A 24,135-nucleotide genomic window follows, 5' to 3' on the forward strand; every position below is an offset into this window, starting at 1 on the left:
TAACCATGAACGCGCCGTACGACGGTGACCGCGGCCAGGGCGCGGCCGACTCGGGCTACCCCGAGGGCCTACCCGGGTCCGGCCAGGTCCCGCCGCCGCAGCCCCCCGCGGACATGTACCTCCAGGACGCCTACGCCCAGGACCCCTACCGCACTCAGGACCCGACCGCCCAGGGCCCGGTGACCGAGGCGCTCTACGACCGCGCCGCACAGCCTCCGCCTGCTCCGGGCGGCCACCAGCCCCAGCAGTCCCTCTACGCCCAGCCCCCGGCATCGCCGTACGCCCCCGACCCGCGTGTGTGGGCCCAGACCCCGGCGCCGGAACCGGAGGGACCCACCCGGCATCTGCCGTACGGCGACGACGCCCGCACGACCCAGTTCGTCGGCGTGGACGACCTCGTCACCCAGGCCGGTGAGGAGCGCCACGAGCCGGACGCGTTCGCCCATCTCTTCCGGGACCAGCAGCAGAGCGGCCACCCGCAGACGGGGCAGCCGTCCGTGCCCAACCCGGCCTCCGGACCGGGCCGCCCGACGTACGAGGAGCACGCCCCGGCCCCCGCGGCCGCGCCGGCGCCGGCGCCGAAGAAAGGCGGACGGGCCTCGGGTCTGCTGAAGTCGAGCGCCGTCATGGCGGCCGGCACCATGGTCTCCCGCCTGACCGGCTTCATCCGCTCGGCGATGATCGTCTCGGCCCTCGGTCTCTTCCTGCTGGGCGACTCCTTCCAGGTGGCGTACCAGCTCCCGACGATGATCTACATCCTGACCGTCGGCGGTGGCCTCAACTCGGTCTTCGTGCCGCAGTTGGTGCGTGCCATGAAGGACGACGAGGACGGTGGCGAGGCCTACGCCAACCGTCTGCTGACCCTTGTCATGGTGGTCCTCGCCCTCCTCACCGCGCTCGCGATGCTCGCCGCGCCGCTTCTGGTGCGCGCGCTGTCGGTGGGGGTCGCCGAGGACCCGGCGGCCAACGACGTCGCCATCACCTTCACCCGCTACTTCCTGCCCTCGATCTTCTTCATGGGCATCCATGTGGTGATGGGTCAGATCCTCAACGCCCGAGGCCGCTTCGGCGCCATGATGTGGACGCCCGTCCTCAACAACATCGTCATCATCGTCACCCTCGGCGCCTTCCTCTGGGTCTACGGCAGCGCGGCCGACTCCCGCATGACGGTCGACAACATCCCGCCGGAGGGCGTACGACTGCTCGGCGTCGGCATCCTGCTCGGCCTTGTCGTTCAGGCCCTGGCGATGATCCCGTACCTTCGGGAGACCGGTTTCCGGCTGCGGCTGCGCTTCGACTGGAAGGGTCACGGCCTCGGCAAGGCGGCGATGCTCGCCAAGTGGACGATCCTCTTCGTCCTCGCCAACCAAGCGGGCGCGCTCGTGGTCACCCAGCTGGCCACCTCCTCCGGTATCGACTCCGGCGTCAACGGCACCGGGTTCGCCTCCTACGCCAACGCCCAGCTCATCTGGGGCCTGCCGCAGGCCATCATCACGGTGTCCCTGATGGCGGCCCTGCTGCCGCGTATCTCGCGCTCGGCCGCCGAGGACGACTCGGGCGCCGTCCGTGACGACATCTCACAGGGTCTGCGCACGACGGCCGTCGCGATCGTGCCGATCGCCTTCGGGTTCCTCTCTCTCGGCATCCCCATGTGCACGCTGATCTTCGGCTCGTCCGGCACCAACGCCGCCACGAACATGGGCTTCATGCTGATGGCCTTCGGCCTCGGTCTGATCCCGTACTCCGTGCAGTACGTCGTCCTGCGCGCCTTCTACGCGTACGAAGACACCCGAACGCCCTTCTACAACACGGTCATCGTGGCCGCCGTCAACGCGAGCGCCTCCGCGATCTGCTTCTTCGTGATCCCGGCCCGCTGGGCGGTGGTCGGCATGGCCGCGTCGTACGGTCTGGCGTACATGATCGGTGTCGGGGTCGCCTGGCGGCGGCTCAAGAAGCGGCTGGGCGGCGACCTCGACGGCTCGCGGGTGCTGCGGACGTACGCGCGGCTCTCGATCGCCTCACTGCCCGCGGCGCTGCTCAGCGGCGCGGCCTGCTACGGAATCAGCAAGTCTCTGGGACAGGGTGTCGGCGGCTCGATGCTCGCACTCGTCGGAGGAGGAATCGTTCTGCTCGGTGTCTTCTATGTCGCCGCGCGGCGCATGCGCATCGAAGAGCTCAACTCGATGGTCGGTATGGTCCGTGGACGGCTGGGACGCTGAGGCGGGGGTAGGCGCACAACCATCGTCCGCCGCCGCGTGTCGCTCATAGCGGCGGACTGTGGGCACAATTGGCTTTGGCGTCGCAGAGCGCAACGGATGGGGAGGCAGGAACGACGGTGGCGGAACGGAGCACGGCTGCCGTCGACGTGGCAGACAACAGCGGTGACGAGCCGCTGACCGCGAAGGCGGACCAGTCCACGGCCGACGGGGAGGCCCAGAACCGGGAGCGGGACACGGAAAGCTCGGCGAGCGAAGAGGCACAGGGGAGCGGCGGCTCCGAGAGTCCTTCGAAGACGACCCCGCCCGAACTGCACAGCGGCCACAAGCTCGCCAGGCGCTACCGCCTCGAAGAGTGCGTCACCCGTCTGGACGGTTTCAGCAGTTGGCGTGCCGTGGACGAGAAACTGCGTCGCGCCGTGGGGGTCCATGTGCTCCCCGCCGACCACGCGCGCGCCCGTTCCGTCCTCGCGGCGGCCCGTTCCGCGGCGCTCCTGGGTGATCCCCGCTTCGTCCAGGTGCTGGACGCGGTCGAAGAGAACGACCTCGTGTACGTCGTGCACGAGTGGCTTCCCGACGCCACGGAACTGACGACGCTTCTGGCCTCCGGCCCGCTGGAACCGCATGACGCGTACCAGATGGTCACCCAGATCTCGCACGCCATGGCCGCCGCCCACCGCGAAGGCCTCGCCCACCTACGGCTCAGCCCGAGCGCCGTGCTGCGCTCCGCCTCCGGGCAGTGGCGCATCCGCGGTCTCGCCGTGAACGCGGCGCTGCGCGGCATCGCCTCCGAAACCCCGCAGCGCACGGACACCGAGGCGATCGGCGCACTGCTGTACGCGGCCCTCACCCAGCGCTGGCCGTACGAGAACGACGCGCACGGTCTGTCCGGGCTCCCCAAGGGCGTCGGGCTCATCGCCCCGGACCAGGTGCGCGCGGGTGTTCACCGTGGGCTGTCGGAGCTCTCCATGCGTGCGCTCGTCAACGACGGTGCCACCGCCTCACGCCACGAGTCCGCGTGCACGACGCCGGAGGAGCTGGTGAAGGCGGTCGGCGAGATGCCCCGCATCCGCCCGCCGGAGCCGGCCTTCACCGCCCCGCCGGACTACCAGCGCACGACCTACCAGCAGGGCACGTACGGCCGTCAGGTTCCGCATCCGGGCGCCACACAGCCCCTCCCGACACCGCCGCCCCCGCTGCAGAGCCGTACCGGCCGGGCCCTCAAGTGGGCGGTGTCGGCTCTGCTGATCGCCGCGCTGGGTCTGGGCAGCTGGCAGCTCGCCGACGCGCTCATGGACCGCGGCGAGCCGTCCGGCGACACGGACACGAGCCAGACGACGGAGGACAACGACAAGGGCACCACCACCGCCAAGCCGGTCACCACGCTCGACATCCAGGACGCCGTCGAGTACTACCCGGACGGCAAGCCGCAGCACGCGGACGACGTGGACCTGACGTACGACAAGAGCGCGTCGACGTACTGGCGGACCTACTCCTACACCGACGGCCCCACACTCGCGCCCTTCAAGCAGGGCGTCGGCATCGTCTACGACCTCGGCTCGGCGCAGGAGGTGTCCGCGGCCTCAATAGGGCTGTACTACACCGGTGACCACACGACGGCCACGCTCTACGCGGCCGACTCCTTGTCGTCGTCCGCGCCCCTCAGCTCCATGACGAAGATCGCGACCAACACGACCAGCGGAACGGACCTGGAGATCTCGGCCAAGAAGGCGGTGAAGACCCGGTACGTTCTCGTCTGGCTCACCGCTGTGCCCCAGGCAGCCGGCGACCAGTTCAGTGGCTCCGGCTATAAGCAGGCGATCACCGACGTGAAGTTCACGGGCTGAGAGTCCAGCACAGGGAGGGGGTCCGATGGCACATGACGCTGATCACAGCGGGGCGAGCGATCAGGACCTCCTGGCCCGTCATGTCGAGGGCGACCCCGATGCCTTCACAGAGCTCGTACGACGGCACCGGGACCGGCTGTGGGCGGTGGCGCTGCGGACGCTGGGGGACCGTGAGGAAGCCGCCGACGCCGTTCAGGACGCGCTGGTCTCCGCCTATCGCGCCGCCCACACCTTCCGCGGTCAGTCAGCCGTCACGACCTGGCTGCACCGCATCACGGTGAACGCCTGCCTGGATCGCGCCCGCAAGGCGGCGTCCCGCAGGACATCGCCCGTCGACGACACCGAGCGTCTGGAGCAGCTCCTGGAGCCGCACGAGTCGGCCTCCGCTCCAGCCGAACGCAACGATCTCCACCATCAGCTGATGGAGGCCCTGGGCACCCTGCCCGTGGACCAGCGGGCGGCTCTCGTCCTCGTGGACATGCAGGGCTATCCGGTTGCCGAGGCCGCGAAGCTCCTCGATGTGCCGACCGGCACCGTCAAGAGTCGCTGTGCCCGTGGCAGAGCCAGACTGCTGCCGCTCCTGAAGCACCTCCGCGCGGACGGGGGAGGTGCCGATGGCGAGAAATCGGTACGCGGAAGGAACCGGGCGCAGGGGACATCCGTCCCACCCGCAGCGGGACCACACGATGCGGGGCCAAGCGATTCAGCTGCTGTGAAGGGCGGAGGTGGGCGAGCGTGACATCCACGACCGACACGGCCGGGCACCCGGAGGTCGAGGAGATCTCCGACCTCACCGAGGGTCTGCTTCCCCCCTCCCGCACCACGGATGTCCGTCGGCACCTGGACGAGTGCCCTCTCTGCGCCGATGTGTACGCCTCGCTGGAGGAGATCCGGGGGATGCTCGGCACCCTGCCGGGCCCTTCGCGTATGCCGGACGACGTGGTGGGACGGATCGACGCCGCGCTCGCCGCCGAAGCCCTCCTGGGCGCGACGACGCCCAGCACCGACACCGACACCGACACCGACACCGACACCGACACCGACACCAGCAACGAGTCGAGCACCGAGCCCCTCACCGCTGCCGGCGCCCGCACGGCGTCGGGCGAGGACGGCCGCGCCGATGTTTCACGTGAAACATCGCCCAAGGCGGACCGCCCCATCGGCCATCCACGGGCGTCCACCGGCCCGGGTCGACCGAGCCAGAAGCGCCGTACTCGCCGCGCGAAGATCCTCGCGGCCGCCTTCGCGACGGCCACACTCGGTCTCGGCGCCTTGCTCGTCCAGTCGATGGGTGACAGTGGTCCCGACGAGACCCCGCCCACGGCTCAGAGCGCTGCCACCGACACCTTCTCCGGCGTCAAGCTGGAGAAGCGGGTGACCGACCTCCTGAGTGATTCCGAGGACAAGGACGCGCCAGGCGGGGACTCCGTCGGTGCCAACACCGCCCCCGGCAATCCCGAATCCTCTGCGGCGAACCCGACCATCAAGCGAACGCCCGACGTTCCCCCCTGCATCGGCAAGGGCATCGGTGACGTCACGGAGGCCATCGCCGCCGAAGCCGGAACCTATCGAGGCGCGGACGCATACCTCGTCCTGCTGCCCGAGGACGACGATCCCTCTCACGTCACGGCATACGTGGTCGACGCCTCCTGTATGAGCAAGGCATCGGAGCGCCCGGGCGACGTGCTGCTGAAGCGGTCCTACGTTCGCCCCTGACGGCTGCCTCGTCCTTGTCGTACCCCTGGGCATCCCTCTGCGGTCTCTCGTCACCGTGTGCCCGGACACACCGGGAATGCACGCCCCTTAGTATCCGTTGGGTGGGGTGAGAGTTCCGAGAGCAGGCTCCCCCGGGTACGCAGCAGTCTCCAGAGACGAGGAATCAAGCCGTGAGCGACGTCCGTAACGTGATCATCATCGGCTCCGGGCCCGCCGGCTACACGGCGGCGCTCTACACCGCGCGCGCGTCGCTGAAGCCGCTGGTGTTCGAGGGCGCAGTCACCGCTGGCGGTGCGCTCATGAACACCACCGACGTGGAGAACTTCCCCGGCTTCCGGGACGGGATCATGGGCCCCGACCTCATGGACAACATGCGTGCCCAGGCCGAGCGCTTCGGCGCCGAGCTCGTTCCGGACGACGTCGTCGCCGTCGACCTGAGCGGCGAGATCAAGACCGTCACGGACACCGCAGGCACCGTGCACCGCGCCAAGGCCGTCATCGTCACCACGGGCTCGCAGCACCGCAAGCTCGGACTGCCGAACGAGGACGCGCTCTCCGGCCGTGGTGTCTCCTGGTGTGCCACCTGTGACGGGTTCTTCTTCAGGGAGCACGACATCGCCGTGATCGGTGGCGGTGACACCGCGATGGAGGAGGCCACCTTCCTCTCCCGGTTCGCGAAGTCCGTGACCGTGGTCCACCGCCGTGACACCCTGCGCGCCTCCAAGGCGATGCAGGAGCGGGCGTTCGCCGACCCGAAGATCTCCTTCATCTGGGACAGCGAGGTCGCCGAGATCCAGGGCGACCAGAAGCTCTCCGGGCTGAAGCTGCGCAACGTCAAGACTGGCGAGACGTCCGACCTGCCGGTGACGGGTCTGTTCATCGCGATCGGCCACGACCCGCGCACGGAACTCTTCAAGGGTCAGCTCGACCTGGACGACGAGGGCTATCTGAAGGTCGCCTCCCCGTCGACCCGGACGAACCTGACTGGTGTCTTCGGCGCCGGCGACGTCGTCGACCACACCTACCGCCAGGCGATCACGGCAGCCGGCACCGGCTGCTCCGCCGCCCTCGACGCCGAGCGCTTCCTGGCCGCCCTCGCGGACGGCGAGCAGAGCGCCGAGCCCGAGAAGACCACGGTCTGACCCCCATCCGCCCCACCGCACGAACCAGTTAGGAGCCCTCAGTGGCCGGCACCCTGAAGCAAGTAACCGACGACTCCTTCGAGCAGGACGTCCTCAAGAACGAGAAGCCCGTCCTGGTGGACTTCTGGGCCGAGTGGTGCGGCCCGTGCCGCCAGATCGCGCCGTCCCTCGAAGCGATCGCCAAGGAGTACGGCGACAAGATCGAGATCGTCAAGCTCAACATCGACGAGAACCCGGCCACGGCTGCCAAGTACGGCGTCATGTCCATCCCCACGCTGAACGTCTACCAGCGTGGCGAGGTCGCCAAGACCATCGTCGGTGCCAAGCCGAAGGCCGCGATCGTGCGTGACCTTGAGGACTTCATCGCTGAGTGATGTTTCACGTGAAACATGAAGGGGCCGACCCGAGCGGGTCGGCCCCTTCGCTTTGAGTCTCTTTGAGCGCGTCGCCTGCGGAAGGCCTACGCCCTCGCACCTCTTCACAGCGGCCTCAGGACCGGCTCCTTCTGTACCGCCCCCAGAAGCCGGTCGAGTGCCAACTCGACGTCCTCCTTCCAGGAGAGCGTCGTCCGCAGCTCCAACCGCAACCGGGGATAAGTGGGATGAGGGCGAACCGTCTTGAAGCCCACAGCTGTCAGATGGTCGGCGGGCAGCACGCAGGCGGGGTCCTTCCACCGTGCGTTCCCAAAGGCTTCGATCGCCCGGAAGCCACGCCGCAACAGATCCTTCGCGACAGTCTGGACCATCACACGGCCGAGCCCCTGTCCCTGATAGCCCTGCATGATGAAGGCGGTCATCAGCAGGACCGCGTCGGAAGACACCGGGCTCGTCGGGAACGCCGTGGAGCGGGGCACATACGCCGGCGGCGCGTACAGCACAAAGCCCACCGGTACGTCATCGACATAGACGACGCGACCGCAGGAGCCCCAGTCCAGGAGAACGGCGGAGATCCATGCCTCCTTCTCCAGCGCGGGCGTTCCGGCCCTTACCGCGGCCTCGCCGCTGACTGGGTCCAACTCCCAGAAGACACACGAGCGACAGCGCTTGGGAAGGTCCTGAAGGTTGTCCAGCGTGAGCGGTACGAGCCGACGCCCCATGAAGGCTGTTCCTCGCTTCCTTCGCCCGCGGCCTCACGGGCGGCTGTCAGAGCGTTCCGCTCCCTGAGCAGGCTGCCGACGAAACCGCCGACCGCGCCCAGTCCCAAGCCTGCGGTCACCAGACCGGAACGGCTCACGGTTCGCATTGCCCCCGCCTCCCCGATAAAGGTGTCGCCAGGTGGATGCGTCATACCCGAACGCATCGTATCCACGATGCGATGGCCTAGATACCGCATGAAAGCAAAGAGCGGGCTGTGTCCGGTAAGGATCGGACACAGCCCGCTCAGACGGTCGACCAGCCGAAAGCCGTTCCGTCCCCCGAAGGCTCAGGCTTCCGCGTCGTCGGAGTCGTCGTCCAGAAGACTCTTCTGCAATGCCAGCTTCTCGCCCGGGGCGAGCGTGCTGAGGATTCGCTCAAGATCCTCCGGAGAGGCGAACTCAACGGTGATCTTTCCCTTCTTCTGGCCGAGATCGATCTTCACCCGGGTCTCGAAGCGGTCCGAGAGCCTGGTCGCCAGATCGGTCAGCGCCGGAGAGACCCGGGAGCCGGCACGCAGTCCCTTGGAGCGGGATGCGGTCTTGGGCCGCGAGCCCATGAGGGTCACGATCTCCTCGACGGCGCGGACGGAGAGCCCCTCGGCCACGATCCGGTGAGCCAGCTTGTCCTGCTCCTCCGAGTCCTCGACGGATAGCAGCGCCCGGGCATGCCCAGCGGAGAGAACACCGGCGGCCACACGGCGCTGGACCGCAGGCGAGAGCTTCAGCAGACGCAGGGTGTTGGAGACCTGTGGACGGGACCGGCCGATACGGTCCGCCAACTGGTCGTGCGTGCAGTTGAAGTCCTTAAGCAACTGGTCGTAGGCGGCTGCCTCTTCCAGCGGGTTCAGCTGGGCACGGTGGAGGTTCTCCAGAAGGGCGTCCAGAAGAAGCTTCTCGTCATCCGTGGCCCGCACGATCGCGGGGATAGCCTCCAGGCCGGCTTCACGGCAGGCCCTCCAGCGCCGCTCACCCATGATGAGTTCAAAGCGAGCGGGGCCCAACTGCCGTACGACGACGGGCTGTAGGAGTCCGACCTCCTTGATGGAGGTGACGAGTTCCTGAAGAAGGTCGTCGTCGAACACCTCACGCGGCTGGCGAGGGTTCGGCGTGATGGAGTCGAGGGGCAGCTCGGCGAAGTAGGCGCCGATGGGTGCTGCCGGTACATCGGTAACGCTGTTGGCAGGTGGCTCCTCTGTTTCACGTGAAACAGGAAGCGCGGCCACCTTCGCAGCCGCCACCCCGCGCTCGGGGGTGAGGACCGGTACCGCTGCCGGTGATGTGGACGCGGGTCCACCCGTCTGCGGTGCTGCCTTCTCCCCCGTTGGGGCTGCCGGGATCAGTGCGGCGAGACCACGGCCCAACCCCCTCCGTCGCTCGCTCACTGCATCCCCTCCACCATGTTCGGGTTGTTCTGGGTGCCGATATGGGCGTGCGTCGGGTCGTACCCCACGCCGACGCCCTTCAAGGCGATTTCTCGTGCGGCCTCAAGATAGGAGAGAGCACCGCTCGATCCTGGATCGTAGGTCAGTACCGTCTGCCCATAGCTCGGCGCTTCGGAGATCCGGACCGAGCGCGGAATGCTGGTCCGCAGCACCTCGTCGCCGAAGTGGCTGCGCACCTCGTCGGCGACCTGGGACGCGAGACGCGTCCGGCCGTCGTACATGGTGAGCAGGATGGTCGACACATGCAGGGCGGGGTTGAGGTGCCCCCGCACCAGGTCGACATTACGGAGCAGCTGTCCAAGGCCCTCCAGCGCGTAGTACTCGCACTGGATCGGGATGAGGACTTCCTCGCCGGCGACCATCGCATTGACCGTCAGAAGGCCGAGCGAGGGCGGGCAGTCGATCAGGATGTAGTCCAGTGGCTGCTCGTACGCCTGAATCGCTCGCTGAAGTCTGCTCTCTCGCGCCACCAGCGAGACCAACTCGATCTCCGCACCGGCGAGATCGATCGTGGCGGGCGCGCAGAAGAGACCCTCGACATCGGGAACGGGCTGGACGACTTCCGCGAGCGGCTTGCTCTCGACCAGCACGTCGTAGATGGACGGCACCTCGGCATGATGGTCGATGCCCAGCGCGGTGGACGCGTTGCCCTGAGGGTCGAGGTCGATCACCAGGACCCGGGCGCCGTGCAGGGCAAGCGAGGCGGCGAGGTTGACCGTCGTGGTGGTCTTGCCGACCCCGCCCTTCTGGTTGGCGACCACGATGACCCTGGTCTGCTCGGGCCGTGGCAGCCCCTCACCGGCACGACCCAGCGCCTCTACCGCCAGTTGGGCAGCACGACCGATGGGAGTGTCGTCCATCGGGGGCGGTGTTTCACGTGAAACATCGTCCCCCATCGACTCGGTACGGGGGCCGGGGACCGGATCGGTCATCGGTCCCGCGATGTTGGCGTCGGACCGCAAGGATTCACTCTCCTCGACTTCAGACTCGCAATGAACAGAGCCTCCCATGTCTTCGGGGTCGTGAACCAGTGAGGCCTGGTGTTCTGTGGAGAAATCCACCTCTGTGGAAAACTCCGTGCCCCGCAAGGGGGACGGAGAGTCATTGGAAGCACCCTCTCTGAGTGATCCAAGGGGCTTCCGGTCGCGCGGTTCGGCCGCAGCGCGGCCACGGCCGATGATTCCGTGCAGCAGTGAGCGACGTTTCACGTGAAACACGATGCCTAGCGGCTCAGGCCGTCACCGCGCGACACTCCGAGATGCGTAGGTTTGGAAGCTTGTGTGGAGTACGAATCGTCCTCAGTACGACTCGTCCTCAGGACGGATCAGCCAACGTCCACATCAATAGCGCCCCTGCCCACCCGTCTCACCGGCGTCGACGTGCCCGCCCCGTCCGGGCCGCCTTCGCACGCTTCGCCGCGAAGCGCACACCGCCAGGGCTCTCACCGACCTCCACCCGGACAACGGTGGACAACGGGTCCACCACGCCCTCGCCGACATGGAGGATCGAGGTCTCGACAGCACCGAGCTTGCTCAGGGCCACAGCCGCGCTCTTCAGTTCCTCCTCGGCGGTGTCGCCCTTGAGGGCCAGCATCTCGCCGTAGGGACGCAGCAGCGGAATGCCCCAGGTGGCCAGTCGGTCCAGCGGAGCCACGGCCCGTGCCGTCACCACATGGACCGGCTGGAGCGTGCCGAGGACCTCTTCCGCCCGGCCTCGCACCACGGTCACATGGTCCAGGCCCAGCAACTCGACAACCTCGGTGAGGAAGTTGGTGCGCCGCAGCAGGGGCTCCAGCAACGTGATCTTGAGGTCCTCCCGGACAAGGGCCAGCGGAATACCGGGCAGCCCCGCACCCGAGCCGACGTCGCACACCGTCACCCCCTCGGGAACGACCTCGGAGAGCACCGCGCAGTTCAGCAGATGCCTCTCCCACAGACGAGGCACTTCCCGTGGACCGATGAGCCCCCGCTGCACTCCCGCCTCCGCCAGGAGCTCGGCGTACCGGACCGCGTCCGCGTAGCGATCACCGAATACGTCACGCGCCTGCTCGGGCGCAGGGGGGAGCTCCGCTGCCTCCGTCACGGGGACCGTCCTTCCGTACCGCAAGAGCGCACTGGGCGCTGACACCAGAACTACAGGCTGACAAAGTTCGGCCCCGCCTGCCGACAGACGGGGCCGGGGAAACGTACGTACCGAATCAGGCAGGAAGCACGACGACGAAGCGCTGCGGCTCCTCGCCCTCGGACTCGCTGCGCAGGCCCGCGGTCTTGACCGCGTCGTGCACGACCTTGCGCTCGAAGGGCGTCATCGGCTTCAGCTTCACGGGCTCACCGGTGCTCTTGGCCTCGGCCGCGGCCTTGGCGCCCAGTTCGGAGAGCTCGGCCCGCTTCTTGGCGCGGTAGCCGGCGATGTCCAGCATCAGTCGGCTGCGGTCGCCGGTCTCACGGTGCACGGCCAGGCGCGTGAGCTCCTGGAGGGCCTCAAGCACCTCGCCCTCGCGGCCGACGAGCTTCTGCAGATCGCGGCTGCCGGCATCGCTGATGATCGAGACGGAGGCACGGTCGGCCTCGACGTCCATGTCGATGTCACCGTCGAGATCGGCGATGTCCAGCAGACCTTCCAGGTAGTCCGCCGCGATCTCACCCTCCTGCTCCAGGCGGGTGAGGGTGTCGCCACCCTCGGAGGCGGCGGGGGTGGTGCCTTCCGTCACGGGATGGGCTCCTTCTTACTTCTTGGACGGGGACTTGGGGCGCTGCTGGCCCTTGCGCTGACCGGACTGGGCCCTGCTGCGGCCACCGGCGCCGGCCTTGGGCGCGGCCTTTCCGGCAGCGGCGGGCCCCGCGTCCTCGGGCTGGTCGGACTTGGTCAGCGAGGTGGGCTCGCTCTTCGGCTCGGAGTCGCCGGGGGTCTTCGCCCCGCCGGACTGACGCTGGGCCTTGGTCTGGCGCTTGGGCTGCTGGCGCTTGGGAGCGCCGGTCGGCGTACCGTCCTCGGCCGTGGCGACGGCCGAGACCTCGCTCTTGACCACGGTGCCGTCGGCCTGAGCCGCGAGGCCCTCCTTGCCGAGGCCGTTGATGAACTTCCGCTCGAACTCGTTGCGGTCACGGCCCTTGGCGACGATGGCCTTGACGATGGCGCGCTCGCCACGGCCGCGGGTCTTGCCGTGGTGCGTGACGTGCTTGAACAGGCGCTCCAGGTAGGCGGCCTGGGCCTTGGAACCCGGAGTCGGATTGTTGTGGATGACGTACATCTGCTGGCCCATGGTCCACACGTTGGTGGTCAGCCAGTAGACGAGAACACCGACCGGGAAGTTGATGCCGAAGACGGCGAACATGATCGGGAAGATGTACATCAGCATCTTCTGCTGCTGCATGAACGGCGTCTTCACCGTGGTGTCGACGTTCTTCGTCATCAGCTGACGCTGTGTGTAGAACTGCGACGCCGACATCAGGACGATCATGATCGCGGTGACGATACGGACAGTCGTGATCGAGGCGTCGAGCGCCGCGGCCTCCGCGGAGGTGTCCGTGAACGTGGCGGCCAGCGGAGCACCGAAGATGTGCGCCTTCTGCGCGCTCTGCAGCAGGCTCTCGTTGATGACACCGATGGTGTCGTTGTTCGCGATGCTGTTGAGCACGTGGTACAGGGCGAAGAAGAACGGCGACTGCGCCAGGATGGGAAGGCACGAGGAGAGCGGGTTGGTGCCCGTCTCCTTGTACAGCTTCATCATCTCTTCGGACTGACGCTGCTTGTCGTTCTTGTAGCGCTCCTGGATCTTCTTCATCTCGGGCTGGAGCGTCTGCATCGCCCGGGTCGCCTTGATCTGCTTCACAAAGAGCGGGATCAGGCAGATACGGATCAGGATCACCAAGGACACGATGGACAGGCCCCAGGCCCACCCGGTGTCATCGCCGAAGATGGCGCCGTACACCGTGTGGAACTGGACGATGACCCAGGAGACGGGTGTCGTGATGAAGCTGAAGAGACTGGCAATCGTGTCCACTAATCATGCTCCTTGGGCATGGGACGGGGTCTCGGCGGCCGGGCCCGAGGGACCGTGGCCCTCGGTGGCCGGTTCGGCGGCGGAGGTCCCGCCCTTTCGTGCGCGCCAGGCGCCACGCAGCATCTCGTGCCACCGGGGGCGCTTGCGCGGCGGAACATGGTCCACCCCGCCGAGCGACCACGGGTTGCACCGCAGGATGCGCCAGGCGGTCAGTGCCGTGCCCTTGATCGCACCGTGCCTGTCGATGGCCGTGTAGCCGTAGTGGGAGCACGACGGGTAGTACTTGCACACCGGCCCGAGCAGTGGACTGATCGTCCACTGGTACAGCTTGATCAGCGCCAGCAGCGGGTACTTCATCGTGCGCCCCCTCCCAGCAGCCGCCGTAGAGCGGCGTCCAGGTCTTGGGCCAGTTGTACGTGGTCGGCGTCGCCCGCACCGGGCAGCGCTCGTACGACTACCAGGCTACCGGGGGGCAGCTGAGCCACCCGGTCGCGCATCAGATGGCGCAGTCGACGCTTCACCTTGTTCCGTACGACGGCGCCACCGACGGCCTTGCTCACGACGAAACCCGCACGCGTCGGGGGAGCGCTCTCCCCAGGCGCGTGCGGGTCCGTGGCACCGCTACGTAGGTGAACGACGAGGAGTGGGCGTCCGGCCCGGCGCCCTCGTCGTACCGCGGTCGCGAAGTCCTCGCGCCGCCTCAGCCGGTTCTCGGTGGGCAGCACGACGGCATGACCTGACCGGGATCAGGCGGACAGTCGGGCGCGACCCTTGCTGCGGCGGGACGCGAGAATCGCGCGGCCGGCACGGGTGCGCATCCGCAGCCGGAAGCCGTGGGTCTTCGCGCGACGACGGTTGTTCGGCTGGAAGGTGCGCTTGCTCACTCGGGGGCTCCAGAGATAAATCGGGGTTTGCGGGTGCCGTCCTGGCTGTCACCGTGCGCCCACGAAAAGCTTCGTATTCACGCCCGAGTGCACCGCTTTCCGATCACCTGACGCGATCTGTGCCCATCGGAGGCAGGCGGCAGCAGCCATCGACAACTCGACCTGGTTACGGTACGCGCGGCTACGCCATCCGGTCAAACCAGAGGTCACGGGGGGACACTATCCACAGGCTGGGGACAACAACTTGAACCGCACCGGCCGCCGTGACTACCGTGACGGAACTCCGCTTCGTTCCCTTTCCCGTGGCTGCCGGGCCACCGACCCGCCACCGGACCCCGTTCCGAGCGCACCACCGCAGTTCCAAACCGACCCGTCCCAGAACCACACGTTCGTGGGACCTGTGAGAGAGCGTGCCCTGTGGCTGACGTACCTGCCGATCTTGCCGCAGTGTGGCCACGAGTACTGGAACAGCTCCTCGGTGAGGGTCGCGGCCAGGGGGTCGAGGCGAAGGACGAGCACTGGATCAAGCGCTGCCAGCCGCTGGCGCTCGTGGCGGACACCGCTCTGCTCGCCGTTCCGAACGAGTTCGCGAAGGGCGTACTCGAAGGCCGCCTGGCGCCGGCCGTCAGCGAGAGCCTGAGCCGGGAGTGCGGTCGCCCGATCCGGATCGCGATCACCGTCGACAGTTCGATGAACGAGCCCCCACCGCCGGTCCAGTCCCGATTCGAAGAACCCGAGCTCCCCTCCTCCCCGGTGCGGAGCGGCGACGCCTACGACCGAGGCGACTCCTATGACAGGAGGGACGCGTACGACGGAGGCCGCGAGGCCCGCGGCCCGTACGGCGACCAGTTGCCGCCCCCGCGCACGGACCAGCCGCCCACCGGCCGCGGCGACCAACTTCCGTCCGTGCGCCCCGCGTACCCGTCCGAATACCAACGCCCCGAGCCGGGCGCCTGGCCTCGGCCGCCGCAGGACGACTACGGCTGGCAGCAGCAGCGACTCGGCTTCCCCGAGCGGGACCCGTACGCGTCGCCGTCCCTGGACTACCGCGCGCAGAGCCTGGACCGACCGCCATACGACCAGCAGCGACCGGACTACGACTCTTCTCGTACTGAATACGACCGTCCCGGCACGGAGTACGACCGCCCTGGCCCCGACTACGACCGGCCGGGTGGCGACTACGACCAGCGGCCCGACCGCCGTGAGCTGCCCGAGCCCTCGACAGGGCCGGGGCACGCGCACCGGGGCGGACCGGCCGGCGGCGCACCCGGTGGGCCGGGCGCCCAGCCGTCGCCCACGCCCGGCCCGGGTGAGCCCACGGCCCGTCTGAACCCCAAGTACCTCTTCGACACCTTCGTCATCGGTGCCTCGAACCGCTTCGCGCACGCCGCCGCGGTGGCCGTCGCCGAGGCGCCGGCGAAGGCGTACAACCCCCTCTTCATCTATGGGGAGTCGGGGCTCGGCAAGACGCATCTGCTGCACGCGATCGGGCACTACGCGCGCAGCCTCTACCCGGGCACGCGTGTGCGGTACGTGAGCTCCGAGGAGTTCACCAACGAGTTCATCAACTCGATCCGCGACGGCAAGGGCGACAGCTTCCGCAAGCGGTACCGCGAGATGGACATCCTGCTCGTCGACGACATCCAGTTCCTGGCGGACAAGGAGTCGACGCAGGAGGAGTTCTTCCACACCTTCAACACGCTCCACAACGCCAACAAGCAGATCGTGCTCTCCAGCGACCGGCCGCCCAAGCAGCTGGTCACGCTGGAGGACCGGCTGAGGAACCGTTTCGAGTGGGGTCTGATCACCGACGTCCAGCCGCCCGAGCTGGAGACGCGGATCGCGATCCTCCGCAAGAAGGCGGTCCAGGAGCAGCTCAACGCCCCGCCGGAAGTACTGGAGTTCATCGCGTCCCGCATCTCGCGGAACATCCGTGAGCTGGAGGGCGCGCTGATCCGGGTCACGGCGTTCGCGTCGCTCAACCGGCAGCCCGTGGACCTCGGGTTGACCGAGATCGTCCTCAAGGACCTGATCCCGGGCGGGGAGAACGCGTCCCCCGAGATCACCGCGACCGCGATCATGGCGGCGACGGCCGACTACTTCGGACTGACCGTCGACGACCTGTGCGGCACCTCGCGCGGGCGCGCGCTGGTGACCGCCCGGCAGATCGCCATGTATCTGTGCCGTGAGCTCACCGATCTGTCGCTGCCCAAGATCGGCGCGCAGTTCGGCAACCGCGACCACACCACCGTCATGCACGCCGACCGCAAGATCCGCGCGCTGATGGCCGAGCGGCGCTCCATCTACAACCAGGTGACCGAGCTGACGAACCGCATCAAGAACGGCTGACGCACCGCTTCGTACGACGCAGAGGGCGCCCCTGGGACGAGTTCCCGAGGGCGCCTTCGTCGTTCACGAGGGGCGCTCTCGGCATCCTTGAGGACCCCTCCGCCTCGCTGCGGGGCGCCCCTCAATGGCTCCGAGGGGCCCTTCAGCGCGGCCTGCTCCGTCGTCGCGTCGTCAGCCGGTGTTCGAATACCCGCCGCGTTACGGCCACCCTCCACAGATTCGGGGACTTTTTCCCGTCCACACCCTGGGGATCGGGAAGTTATGCAGATCGCATCCACAGGCGGGCCTGTGCGTAGATCATCGAAGCAGGTCAGCCCCCTGTGGATTCGTGGACAAACGATCTCCACAGGCTGTGGACGAAGCGGAGATCCACAGCCTGTGGACGGGGTTGTCCACCGACTGCCCACAGGCTGTGGCCAGTTGTCCCCAGTGATCGTCCACTTCTCCACATGGCTGTCCACTGTTCGGCAGCGCGACGCCCTCTCTCACCGCGTCGAGTGAAAGGCGTCACACGAAGTTGCCGGGTTGGGCTGTGGGAAAGGCGGGTAAACCTGGGGACGCCGCTGGGGAGAACTGCCCTCGGCCTGTGCATGGTGTGTGCAGAACTTTCTGTTCTCCACAGAGACCCCTGGTTTTCCACCGCCTCCACCCACAGGCCCGGTGGACAAAATCTGCCCCCTGAGCTGGGAAAACGGGGTTATCCACGGTATCCACAGGCCCTACTACTACTCCCAACTAGAGAGAGCTGGGAATCCGTTTCGAAGGGGGTCCTGTGCACAACTCGCTCCCGGCTGCCTGACCGCGTCTCGTCATGACTTGACCCCGAGAGGCTCCGAGTGTCAGTGGCGTGCGTCAGACTGGTCCCCGGTGTCCTTCCCCTCACAGGGACCGACGACACCGAGACAGACGACGAAGCCAGGCAGGGCGAGAAGCGCCGGCAACAGCAGGAGGCGGCAACGGTGAAGATCCGGGTGGAACGCGACGTACTCGCGGAGGCGGTCGCCTGGGCGGCGCGCAGCCTCCCGGCCCGCCCGCCGGCGCCTGTCCTCGCCGGCCTCCTTCTGAAGGCCGAGGAGGGGCATCTGAGCCTGTCCAGCTTCGACTACGAGGTCTCCGCGCGTGTGTCCGTGGAGGCCGAGGTCGACGAGGAGGGCACGGTCCTCGTCTCGGGCCGACTCCTCGCGGACATCTGCCGCGCCCTGCCCACCCGCCCGGTGGAGATTTCCACAGACGGTGTACGGGCGACGGTGGTCTGCGGCTCCTCGCGGTTCACACTCCACACACTGCCTGTGGAGGAGTACCCGTCCCTTCCCCAGATGCCGAACGCCACGGGCACCGTCCCCGGCGAGGTCTTCGCCTCCGCCGCCGCCCAGGTGGCCATCGCGGCCGGGCGCGACGACACACTGCCCGTTCTCACGGGTGTGCGCATCGAGATCGAGGGCGACACGGTCACGCTCGCCTCCACCGACCGCTACCGCTTCGCGGTCCGCGAGTTCCTGTGGAAGCCGGAGAACCCCGAGGCGTCCGCGGTCGCCCTGGTGCCCGCCAAGACGCTCCTGGACACCGCCAAGGCGCTCACGAGCGGCGACAGCGTCATCCTGGCGCTCTCCGGCTCGGGTGCGGGCGAGGGCCTGATCGGTTTCGAGGGCGCCGGGCGCCGTACGACGACCCGTCTCCTCGAAGGCGACCTGCCGAAGTACCGCACGCTGTTCCCGACCGAGTTCAACAGCGTCGCCGTGATCGAGACCGCCCCCTTCGTGGAGGCCGTCAAGCGTGTGGCGCTGGTCGCCGAGCGGAACACCCCGGTGCGGTTGAGCTTCGAGCAGGGCGTGCTGACCCTGGAGGCCGGTTCCAGCGACGACGCACAGGCTGTGGAAAGGGTCGACGCCCAGCTGGAGGGCGACGACATCTCGATCGCCTTCAATCCGACCTTCCTGCTGGACGGTCTGAGCGCCATCGACTCCCCGGTGGCCCAGCTCTCCTTCACGACGTCCACGAAGCCCGCGCTGCTCAGCGGCAAGCCGGCCGTGGACGCAGAGGCGGACGAGGCCTACAAGTACCTGATCATGCCGGTGCGCCTCAGCGGCTGACGTTGTCCACAGCGCCGGGTGCCCTTGTGGGTGCCCGGCGCTGTGGTGACGGAGGATTCCGCAGGTCGGGGCGTACGTATGAGCGCGTATGCCCACTGATGTGCGCGTGCGTCCGGGTTTAGGGTCGTGCGTGGGCACCACAGGTGCCCTCATGCCACGTCGCAACCTAAGGAACAACTGATGGAGCTCGGTCTCGTCGGCCTCGGCAAGATGGGCGGCAACATGCGTGAGCGGATACGCCGCGCGGGCCACACCGTCATCGGATACGACCGGAACCCGGACCTCGCCGATGTCCACAGCCTGGAAGAGCTTGTGGGCAAGCTCACGGGCCCGCGCGTCGTCTGGGTCATGGTTCCGGCCGGTGCTCCCACCCAGTCGACCATCGACGAGCTGGCCGAGCTGCTGGAGCCGGGCGATGTCGTCGTGGACGGCGGCAACTCCCGCTGGACGGACGACGAGAAGCACGCCGAGGAATTGGCGGCCAAGGGCATCGGCTTTGTCGACTGCGGGGTCTCCGGCGGTGTCTGGGGCCTGGAGAACGGCTATGCGCTGATGTACGGCGGCGACGCGGAGAACGTGGCCAAGGTGCTGCCCGTCTTCGACGCGCTCAAGCCGAAGGGCGACCTCGGTGCCGTGCACGCCGGCAAGGTCGGCGCCGGGCACTTCGCGAAGATGGTCCACAACGGCATCGAGTACGCCATGATGCAGGCGTACGCCGAGGGCTGGGAGCTGCTGGAGAAGGTCGACTCGGTGACGGACGTCCGTGAGGTCTTCCGCTCCTGGCAGGAGGGCACGGTCATCCGCTCCTGGCTGCTCGACCTCGCGGTGAACGCCCTCGACGAGGACGAGCACCTGGAGCGGCTCAAGGGGTACGCGCAGGACTCCGGCGAGGGCCGCTGGACCGTGGAGGCCGCCATCGACCACGCCGTGCCGCTGCCCGCGATCACGGCCTCGCTCTTCGCCCGCTTCGCCTCCCGCCAGGACGACTCCCCGCAGATGAAGATGATCGCGGCGCTGCGGAACCAGTTCGGCGGGCACGCGGTCGAGAAGAAGTAGCGCGCGGGAGAAGCGGTCTGCGGTCGGCACGCACGACACATCAGGCACAGGACACGACTACGGTGGACGGCACGTCGTCCACAGGGCCGCGCGGCGGTCCACAAGCCCGGGGGAGGTCGGCACCCGACCATGCACGTCACGCATCTGTCGCTGGCCGACTTCCGCTCGTACGCCCGGGTCGAGGTCCCGCTCGACCCGGGCGTCACCGCGTTCGTGGGCCCCAACGGACAGGGCAAGACGAATCTGGTCGAGGCCGTCGGCTATCTCGCCACCCTCGGCAGCCACCGGGTGTCCTCGGACGCTCCGCTGGTGCGCATGGGCGCCGACCGCGCGGTGATCCGGGCGCAGGTGCGCCAGGGCGAGCGGCAGCAGCTGATCGAGCTGGAGCTCAACCCGGGCAAGGCCAATCGCGCCCGCATCAATAGATCCTCGCAGGTAAGACCGCGTGATGTGCTCGGCATCCTGCGCACCGTGCTGTTCGCGCCGGAGGATCTCGCCCTGGTCAAGGGGGACCCCGGGGAGCGGCGGCGCTTCCTCGACGAGCTGATCACCGCGCGTGCGCCGCGCCTCGCGGGGGTCCGCTCCGACTACGAGCGGGTCCTCAAGCAGCGCAACACTCTGCTGAAGACGGCGGCTCTTGCCCGACGGCATGGCGGGCGCTCCATGGATCTGTCCACCCTTGACGTCTGGGACCAGCACCTCGCGCGCGTGGGCGCCGAACTGCTTGCCCAGCGGATGGACCTGGTCGCCGCCATCCAGCCGCTCACCGACAAGGCGTACGAACAGCTGGCGCCCGGCGGCGGCCCCGTGAGTTTGGAATACAAACCCTCTTCGCCCGGCATCGTCGGCCATGGCCGCGAGGAACTGTACGAGCAGCTGATGACCGCCCTCGCCGAGGCCCGCAAGCAGGAGATCGAGCGGGGCGTGACCCTCGTCGGGCCCCACCGGGACGATGTGATTCTCAAACTCGGTCAGCTGCCCGCCAAGGGATACGCCTCCCACGGCGAATCCTGGTCCTACGCCCTGGCACTGCGCCTCGCCTCGTACGACCTGCTGCGCGCCGAGGGCAATGAGCCGGTGCTCGTCCTGGACGACGTCTTCGCCGAGCTGGACTCCCGTCGGAGGGAGCGGCTGGCGGAACTGGTCGCGCCGGGTGAGCAGGTGCTGGTGACCGCCGCGGTCGACGACGACGTACCGGACGTACTGACGGGGACGCGGTACGCCGTGTCCGACGGGATGGTGGAGCGCGTATGAGCGGTTCCGAAGGAGCGCCGAAGCCGCCCGAGCCGTCCGGCGTGGACCTCGCGCGCGTGGCGCTGCGCGCCGCCAAGGAGGCCGCACGCGCGCGCGGGGACGCCGCCCAGCAGAAGAAGCAGGCCCGGCGCGGCGGTCTGCGCTCCGGCGCGCGGGCCGACGGCAGGGACCCCATGGCGCTGGGCTCCGCCATCAACCGGCTGATCACCGAGCGGGGTTGGGAGACACCGGCCGCCGTCGGCGGGGTCATGGGCCGCTGGCCGCAGATCGTGGGCGCGGACCTGGCCAAGCACTGTGTGCCGACGCGGTACGACGAGGACGAGCGGGTGCTGGTCGTGAGTTGCGATTCCACGGCCTGGGCGACCCAGCTGCGCCATCTCTCGCCGGCCCTGGTCGCCCGTCTCAACGACGACCTGGGGCACGGCCGGGTCCGGATGATCAAGGTGCTGAATCCCGGTGGCCCGGCCCGACGCTACGGACCCCTGCGCGCCCCGGGAAGCACCGGCCCCGGCGACACCTACGGGTGACCGTAGTCACATTTCCAGGCTCCTCCGCACCCCTGACCGGGGGCCCTCGGCTGCCCTCTGAGCGCCCATGCGCTCCGCTGCGCGCGTTCGCATGCGGTTGCGAACATCGACCTGACCCGGGAGTAGCAAAGGGTTGACACCCGGAAGCGCTGAGTGCCGCTGTGAGCCTCTTGGAGCCCCGTTCCGCATATGGGGAGTCGGGCGAGACCGGTTCAGGGCGGCACATGCGGACTCAGGTACCGGCAAACCCCCATCACTGTCGGCGCTACCGGTAGACTGGAAGCCAATCCCGCCCCATACGTGGGGACCGCTTCGGAAACACTGTGCAACGCTGACAAAGGCTTCCACCGCTACATGCCGCAGCCGCTCCGGCAAACCCGCCGGGAGCCTGGCTTGTGCTGTGCCAGAAAGGGCGCTTCGTGGCCGATTCCGGCAACCCCAACGAGAACATCCCGTCCACCGAGGCCCTGGCCGGACCGGCCGAGGCCTCAGCCTCGGCGTACGACGCCAGCGCCATCACCGTCCTCGAAGGGCTGGACGCGGTCCGCAAGCGGCCCGGCATGTACATCGGCTCGACCGGTGAGCGCGGCCTGCACCACCTCGTGCAGGAGGTCGTGGACAACTCCGTCGACGAGGCCCTGGCCGGTCACGCGGACACCATCGACGTGACGATCCTGCCCGACGGCGGTGTCCGGGTCGTCGACAACGGCCGCGGCATCCCCGTGGGCATCGTCCCGTCGGAGGGCAAGCCCGCCGTCGAGGTCGTGCTGACCGTCCTGCACGCGGGCGGCAAGTTCGGCGGCGGTGGCTACGCGGTCTCCGGCGGTCTGCACGGCGTCGGCGTCTCCGTGGTGAACGCCCTGTCGACGAAGGTCGCCGTCGAGGTCAAGACCGACGGCCACCGCTGGACGCAGGACTACAAGCTCGGCGTCCCGACGGCCCCGCTGGCCAAGCACGAGGCCACGGAGGAGCACGGCACCTCGGTCACGTTCTGGGCCGACCCGGACATCTTCGAGACCACCGACTACTCCTTCGAGACGCTCTCGCGGCGCTTCCAGGAGATGGCGTTCCTCAACAAGGGGTTGAGCATCAACCTCACCGACGAGCGCGAGTCCGCGAAGGCCACCGCCGGGGCGGACGAAGCCGGTGAGGACGAGAAGCACGAGGTCAAGACCGTCTCGTACCACTACGAGGGCGGCATCGTCGACTTCGTGAAGCACCTCAACTCCCGCAAGGGGGACGTGGTGCACCCCTCCGTGATCGACTTCGAGGCCGAGGACAAGGACAAGAACCTGTCCGTCGAGGTCGCGATGCAGTGGAACAGCGGTTACAGCGAGGGTGTGTACTCCTTCGCGAACATCATCCACACGCACGAGGGCGGCACCCACGAGGAGGGCTTCCGCGCGGCGATGACCGGTCTGATCAACCGCTACGCGCGCGACAAGAAGCTGCTGCGCGAGAAGGACGACAACCTCACGGGTGACGACATCCGCGAGGGTCTGACGGCGATCATCTCGATCAAGTTGAGCGAACCGCAGTTCGAGGGCCAGACCAAGACCAAGCTGGGCAACACCGAGGCGAAGACCTTTGTGCAGAAGGTCGTCCACGAGCACCTCACGGACTGGCTGGACCGCAACCCGAACGAGGCCGCGGACATCATCCGCAAGTCCATCCAGGCGGCCACCGCGCGTGTGGCGGCCCGCAAGGCCCGTGACCTCACGCGCCGCAAGGGCCTCCTTGAGACGGCGTCCCTGCCGGGCAAGCTGAGCGACTGCCAGTCGAACGACCCCACCAAGTGCGAGATCTTCATCGTCGAGGGTGACTCCGCCGGCGGCTCGGCCAAGTCCGGCCGCAACCCGCAGTACCAGGCGATCCTCCCGATCCGGGGCAAGATCCTCAACGTCGAGAAGGCGCGGATCGACAAGATCCTGCAGAACCAGGAGATCCAGGCACTGATCTCCGCCTTCGGCACCGGTGTGCACGAGGACTTCGACATCTCCAAGCTCCGCTATCACAAGATCATCCTGATGGCGGACGCCGACGTCGACGGCCAGCACATCAACACCCTGCTGCTGACGTTCCTGTTCCGCTTCATGCGCCCGCTCGTCGAGGCCGGACACGTGTTCCTGTCGCGCCCCCCGCTGTACAAGATCAAGTGGGGCCGGGACGACTTCGAGTACGCGTACTCGGACCGTGAGCGCGATGCCCTGATCGAGCTCGGCCGGCAGAACGGCAAGCGCATCAAGGAAGACTCGATCCAGCGCTTCAAGGGTCTCGGCGAGATGAACGCCGAGGAACTGCGCGTGACGACCATGGACATCGACCACCGCGTCCTCGGCCAGGTCACGCTGGACGACGCCGCCCAAGCCGACGAGCTGTTCTCGGTCCTCATGGGTGAAGACGTCGAGGCCCGGCGCCAGTTCATCCAGCGCAACGCCAAGGACGTCCGCTTCCTCGACATCTGAGTCGGTCTC

At 68.1% G+C, this 24,135-nt stretch carries 21 protein-coding genes; 12 read left to right on the forward strand and 9 right to left on the reverse strand.

Translation table 11 applies throughout. From position 1 onward, the window contains the following. Positions 1–5: 5 nt before the first annotated feature. The 6 genes from murJ to trxA all read left to right on the forward strand — a co-directional run bounded on the left by murJ (position 6) and on the right by trxA (position 7,295). Entirely contained in the window at positions 6–2,219 is a 2,214-nt protein-coding gene (gene murJ, locus ACWD4G_RS11380) for a murein biosynthesis integral membrane protein MurJ (RefSeq protein WP_451292445.1), read from the forward strand. Positions 2,220–2,335: 116 nt separating this feature from the next. Then, positions 2,336–4,063, forward strand: coding sequence for a protein kinase family protein (locus ACWD4G_RS11385; protein ID WP_451292446.1), 1,728 nt, complete (start codon positions 2,336–2,338; stop codon positions 4,061–4,063). 25 nt (positions 4,064–4,088) lie between these two features. Further along, positions 4,089–4,802 carry an RNA polymerase sigma factor SigM gene (sigM, locus tag ACWD4G_RS11390; RefSeq protein ID WP_451292447.1) on the forward strand — a complete coding sequence of 238 codons (714 nt, stop codon included), beginning with the start codon at positions 4,089–4,091 and terminating at the stop codon, positions 4,800–4,802. Beyond that, entirely contained in the window at positions 4,799–5,779 is a 981-nt protein-coding gene (locus ACWD4G_RS11395) for an anti-sigma factor family protein (RefSeq protein WP_451292448.1), read from the forward strand. The genes sigM and ACWD4G_RS11395 overlap by 4 nt, the downstream gene beginning before the upstream one ends. Positions 5,780–5,949: 170 nt before the next feature. Beyond that, entirely contained in the window at positions 5,950–6,921 is a 972-nt protein-coding gene (gene trxB, locus ACWD4G_RS11400; protein ID WP_451292449.1) for a thioredoxin-disulfide reductase, read from the forward strand. A gap of 41 nt (positions 6,922–6,962) precedes the next feature. Next, positions 6,963–7,295, forward strand: a complete 333-nt coding sequence (gene trxA / locus ACWD4G_RS11405; protein WP_451292450.1) for a thioredoxin — start codon at positions 6,963–6,965, stop codon at positions 7,293–7,295. 104 nt (positions 7,296–7,399) lie between these two features. On the opposite strand, the gene ACWD4G_RS11410 is transcribed toward trxA, so the two are convergent. The 9 genes from ACWD4G_RS11410 to rpmH all read right to left on the reverse strand — a co-directional run bounded on the left by ACWD4G_RS11410 (position 7,400) and on the right by rpmH (position 14,385). Next, positions 7,400–8,017 carry a GNAT family N-acetyltransferase gene (locus tag ACWD4G_RS11410; protein WP_451292451.1) on the reverse strand — a complete coding sequence of 206 codons (618 nt, stop codon included), beginning with the start codon at positions 8,015–8,017 and terminating at the stop codon, positions 7,400–7,402. A 326-nt stretch (positions 8,018–8,343) separates the two neighbouring features. Then, the gene (locus ACWD4G_RS11415) at positions 8,344–9,438 is read right to left on the reverse strand and encodes a ParB/RepB/Spo0J family partition protein (protein WP_451292452.1); all 1,095 of its coding nucleotides are present in this window, start codon (positions 9,436–9,438) and stop codon (positions 8,344–8,346) included. Continuing rightward, positions 9,435–10,508, reverse strand: a complete 1,074-nt coding sequence (locus ACWD4G_RS11420) for a ParA family protein (RefSeq protein WP_451292642.1) — start codon at positions 10,506–10,508, stop codon at positions 9,435–9,437. Before ACWD4G_RS11420 ends, ACWD4G_RS11415 begins: the two co-directional genes overlap by 4 nt. A 355-nt stretch (positions 10,509–10,863) precedes the next feature. Then, the gene (rsmG, locus tag ACWD4G_RS11425; RefSeq protein ID WP_451292453.1) at positions 10,864–11,580 is read right to left on the reverse strand and encodes a 16S rRNA (guanine(527)-N(7))-methyltransferase RsmG; all 717 of its coding nucleotides are present in this window, start codon (positions 11,578–11,580) and stop codon (positions 10,864–10,866) included. 115 nt (positions 11,581–11,695) lie between these two features. After that, positions 11,696–12,208: a Jag family protein gene (locus ACWD4G_RS11430; RefSeq protein WP_451292454.1), complete on the reverse strand. Its 513-nt coding sequence runs from the start codon at positions 12,206–12,208 to the stop codon at positions 11,696–11,698. 15 nt (positions 12,209–12,223) lie between these two features. Next, positions 12,224–13,501 carry a membrane protein insertase YidC gene (yidC, locus tag ACWD4G_RS11435; RefSeq protein ID WP_451292455.1) on the reverse strand — a complete coding sequence of 426 codons (1,278 nt, stop codon included), beginning with the start codon at positions 13,499–13,501 and terminating at the stop codon, positions 12,224–12,226. A 3-nt stretch (positions 13,502–13,504) separates the two neighbouring features. Next, a complete protein-coding gene (yidD, locus tag ACWD4G_RS11440) occupies positions 13,505–13,858 on the reverse strand; it encodes a membrane protein insertion efficiency factor YidD (RefSeq protein WP_451292456.1) in 354 nt (117 codons plus the stop codon). Further along, the gene (rnpA, locus tag ACWD4G_RS11445; protein WP_451292457.1) at positions 13,855–14,226 is read right to left on the reverse strand and encodes a ribonuclease P protein component; all 372 of its coding nucleotides are present in this window, start codon (positions 14,224–14,226) and stop codon (positions 13,855–13,857) included. Before rnpA ends, yidD begins: the two co-directional genes overlap by 4 nt. 21 nt (positions 14,227–14,247) lie before the next feature. Next, positions 14,248–14,385 carry a 50S ribosomal protein L34 gene (gene rpmH, locus ACWD4G_RS11450; RefSeq protein WP_003956500.1) on the reverse strand — a complete coding sequence of 46 codons (138 nt, stop codon included), beginning with the start codon at positions 14,383–14,385 and terminating at the stop codon, positions 14,248–14,250. 417 nt (positions 14,386–14,802) lie between these two features. On the opposite strand from rpmH, the gene dnaA reads away from it, so the two are divergent. From dnaA to gyrB, 6 genes are all read left to right on the forward strand, one after another. After that, positions 14,803–16,734, forward strand: a complete 1,932-nt coding sequence (gene dnaA, locus ACWD4G_RS11455) for a chromosomal replication initiator protein DnaA (protein WP_451292458.1) — start codon at positions 14,803–14,805, stop codon at positions 16,732–16,734. Positions 16,735–17,693: 959 nt separating this feature from the next. Next, positions 17,694–18,824, forward strand: a complete 1,131-nt coding sequence (gene dnaN, locus ACWD4G_RS11460) for a DNA polymerase III subunit beta (RefSeq protein WP_451292459.1) — start codon at positions 17,694–17,696, stop codon at positions 18,822–18,824. Positions 18,825–19,004: 180 nt separating this feature from the next. After that, positions 19,005–19,880 carry a phosphogluconate dehydrogenase (NAD(+)-dependent, decarboxylating) gene (gene gnd, locus ACWD4G_RS11465; protein ID WP_451292460.1) on the forward strand — a complete coding sequence of 292 codons (876 nt, stop codon included), beginning with the start codon at positions 19,005–19,007 and terminating at the stop codon, positions 19,878–19,880. A gap of 129 nt (positions 19,881–20,009) precedes the next feature. Then, positions 20,010–21,134: a DNA replication/repair protein RecF gene (recF, locus tag ACWD4G_RS11470; protein ID WP_451292461.1), complete on the forward strand. Its 1,125-nt coding sequence runs from the start codon at positions 20,010–20,012 to the stop codon at positions 21,132–21,134. Beyond that, positions 21,131–21,661 carry a DUF721 domain-containing protein gene (locus ACWD4G_RS11475; protein ID WP_451292462.1) on the forward strand — a complete coding sequence of 177 codons (531 nt, stop codon included), beginning with the start codon at positions 21,131–21,133 and terminating at the stop codon, positions 21,659–21,661. The genes recF and ACWD4G_RS11475 overlap by 4 nt, the downstream gene beginning before the upstream one ends. Before the next feature lie 395 nt (positions 21,662–22,056). Next, positions 22,057–24,126, forward strand: a complete 2,070-nt coding sequence (gene gyrB, locus ACWD4G_RS11480) for a DNA topoisomerase (ATP-hydrolyzing) subunit B (RefSeq protein WP_451292463.1) — start codon at positions 22,057–22,059, stop codon at positions 24,124–24,126. Positions 24,127–24,135: the final 9 nt, after the last annotated feature.

This window comes from Streptomyces sp. NPDC002643 (assembly GCF_053592555.1).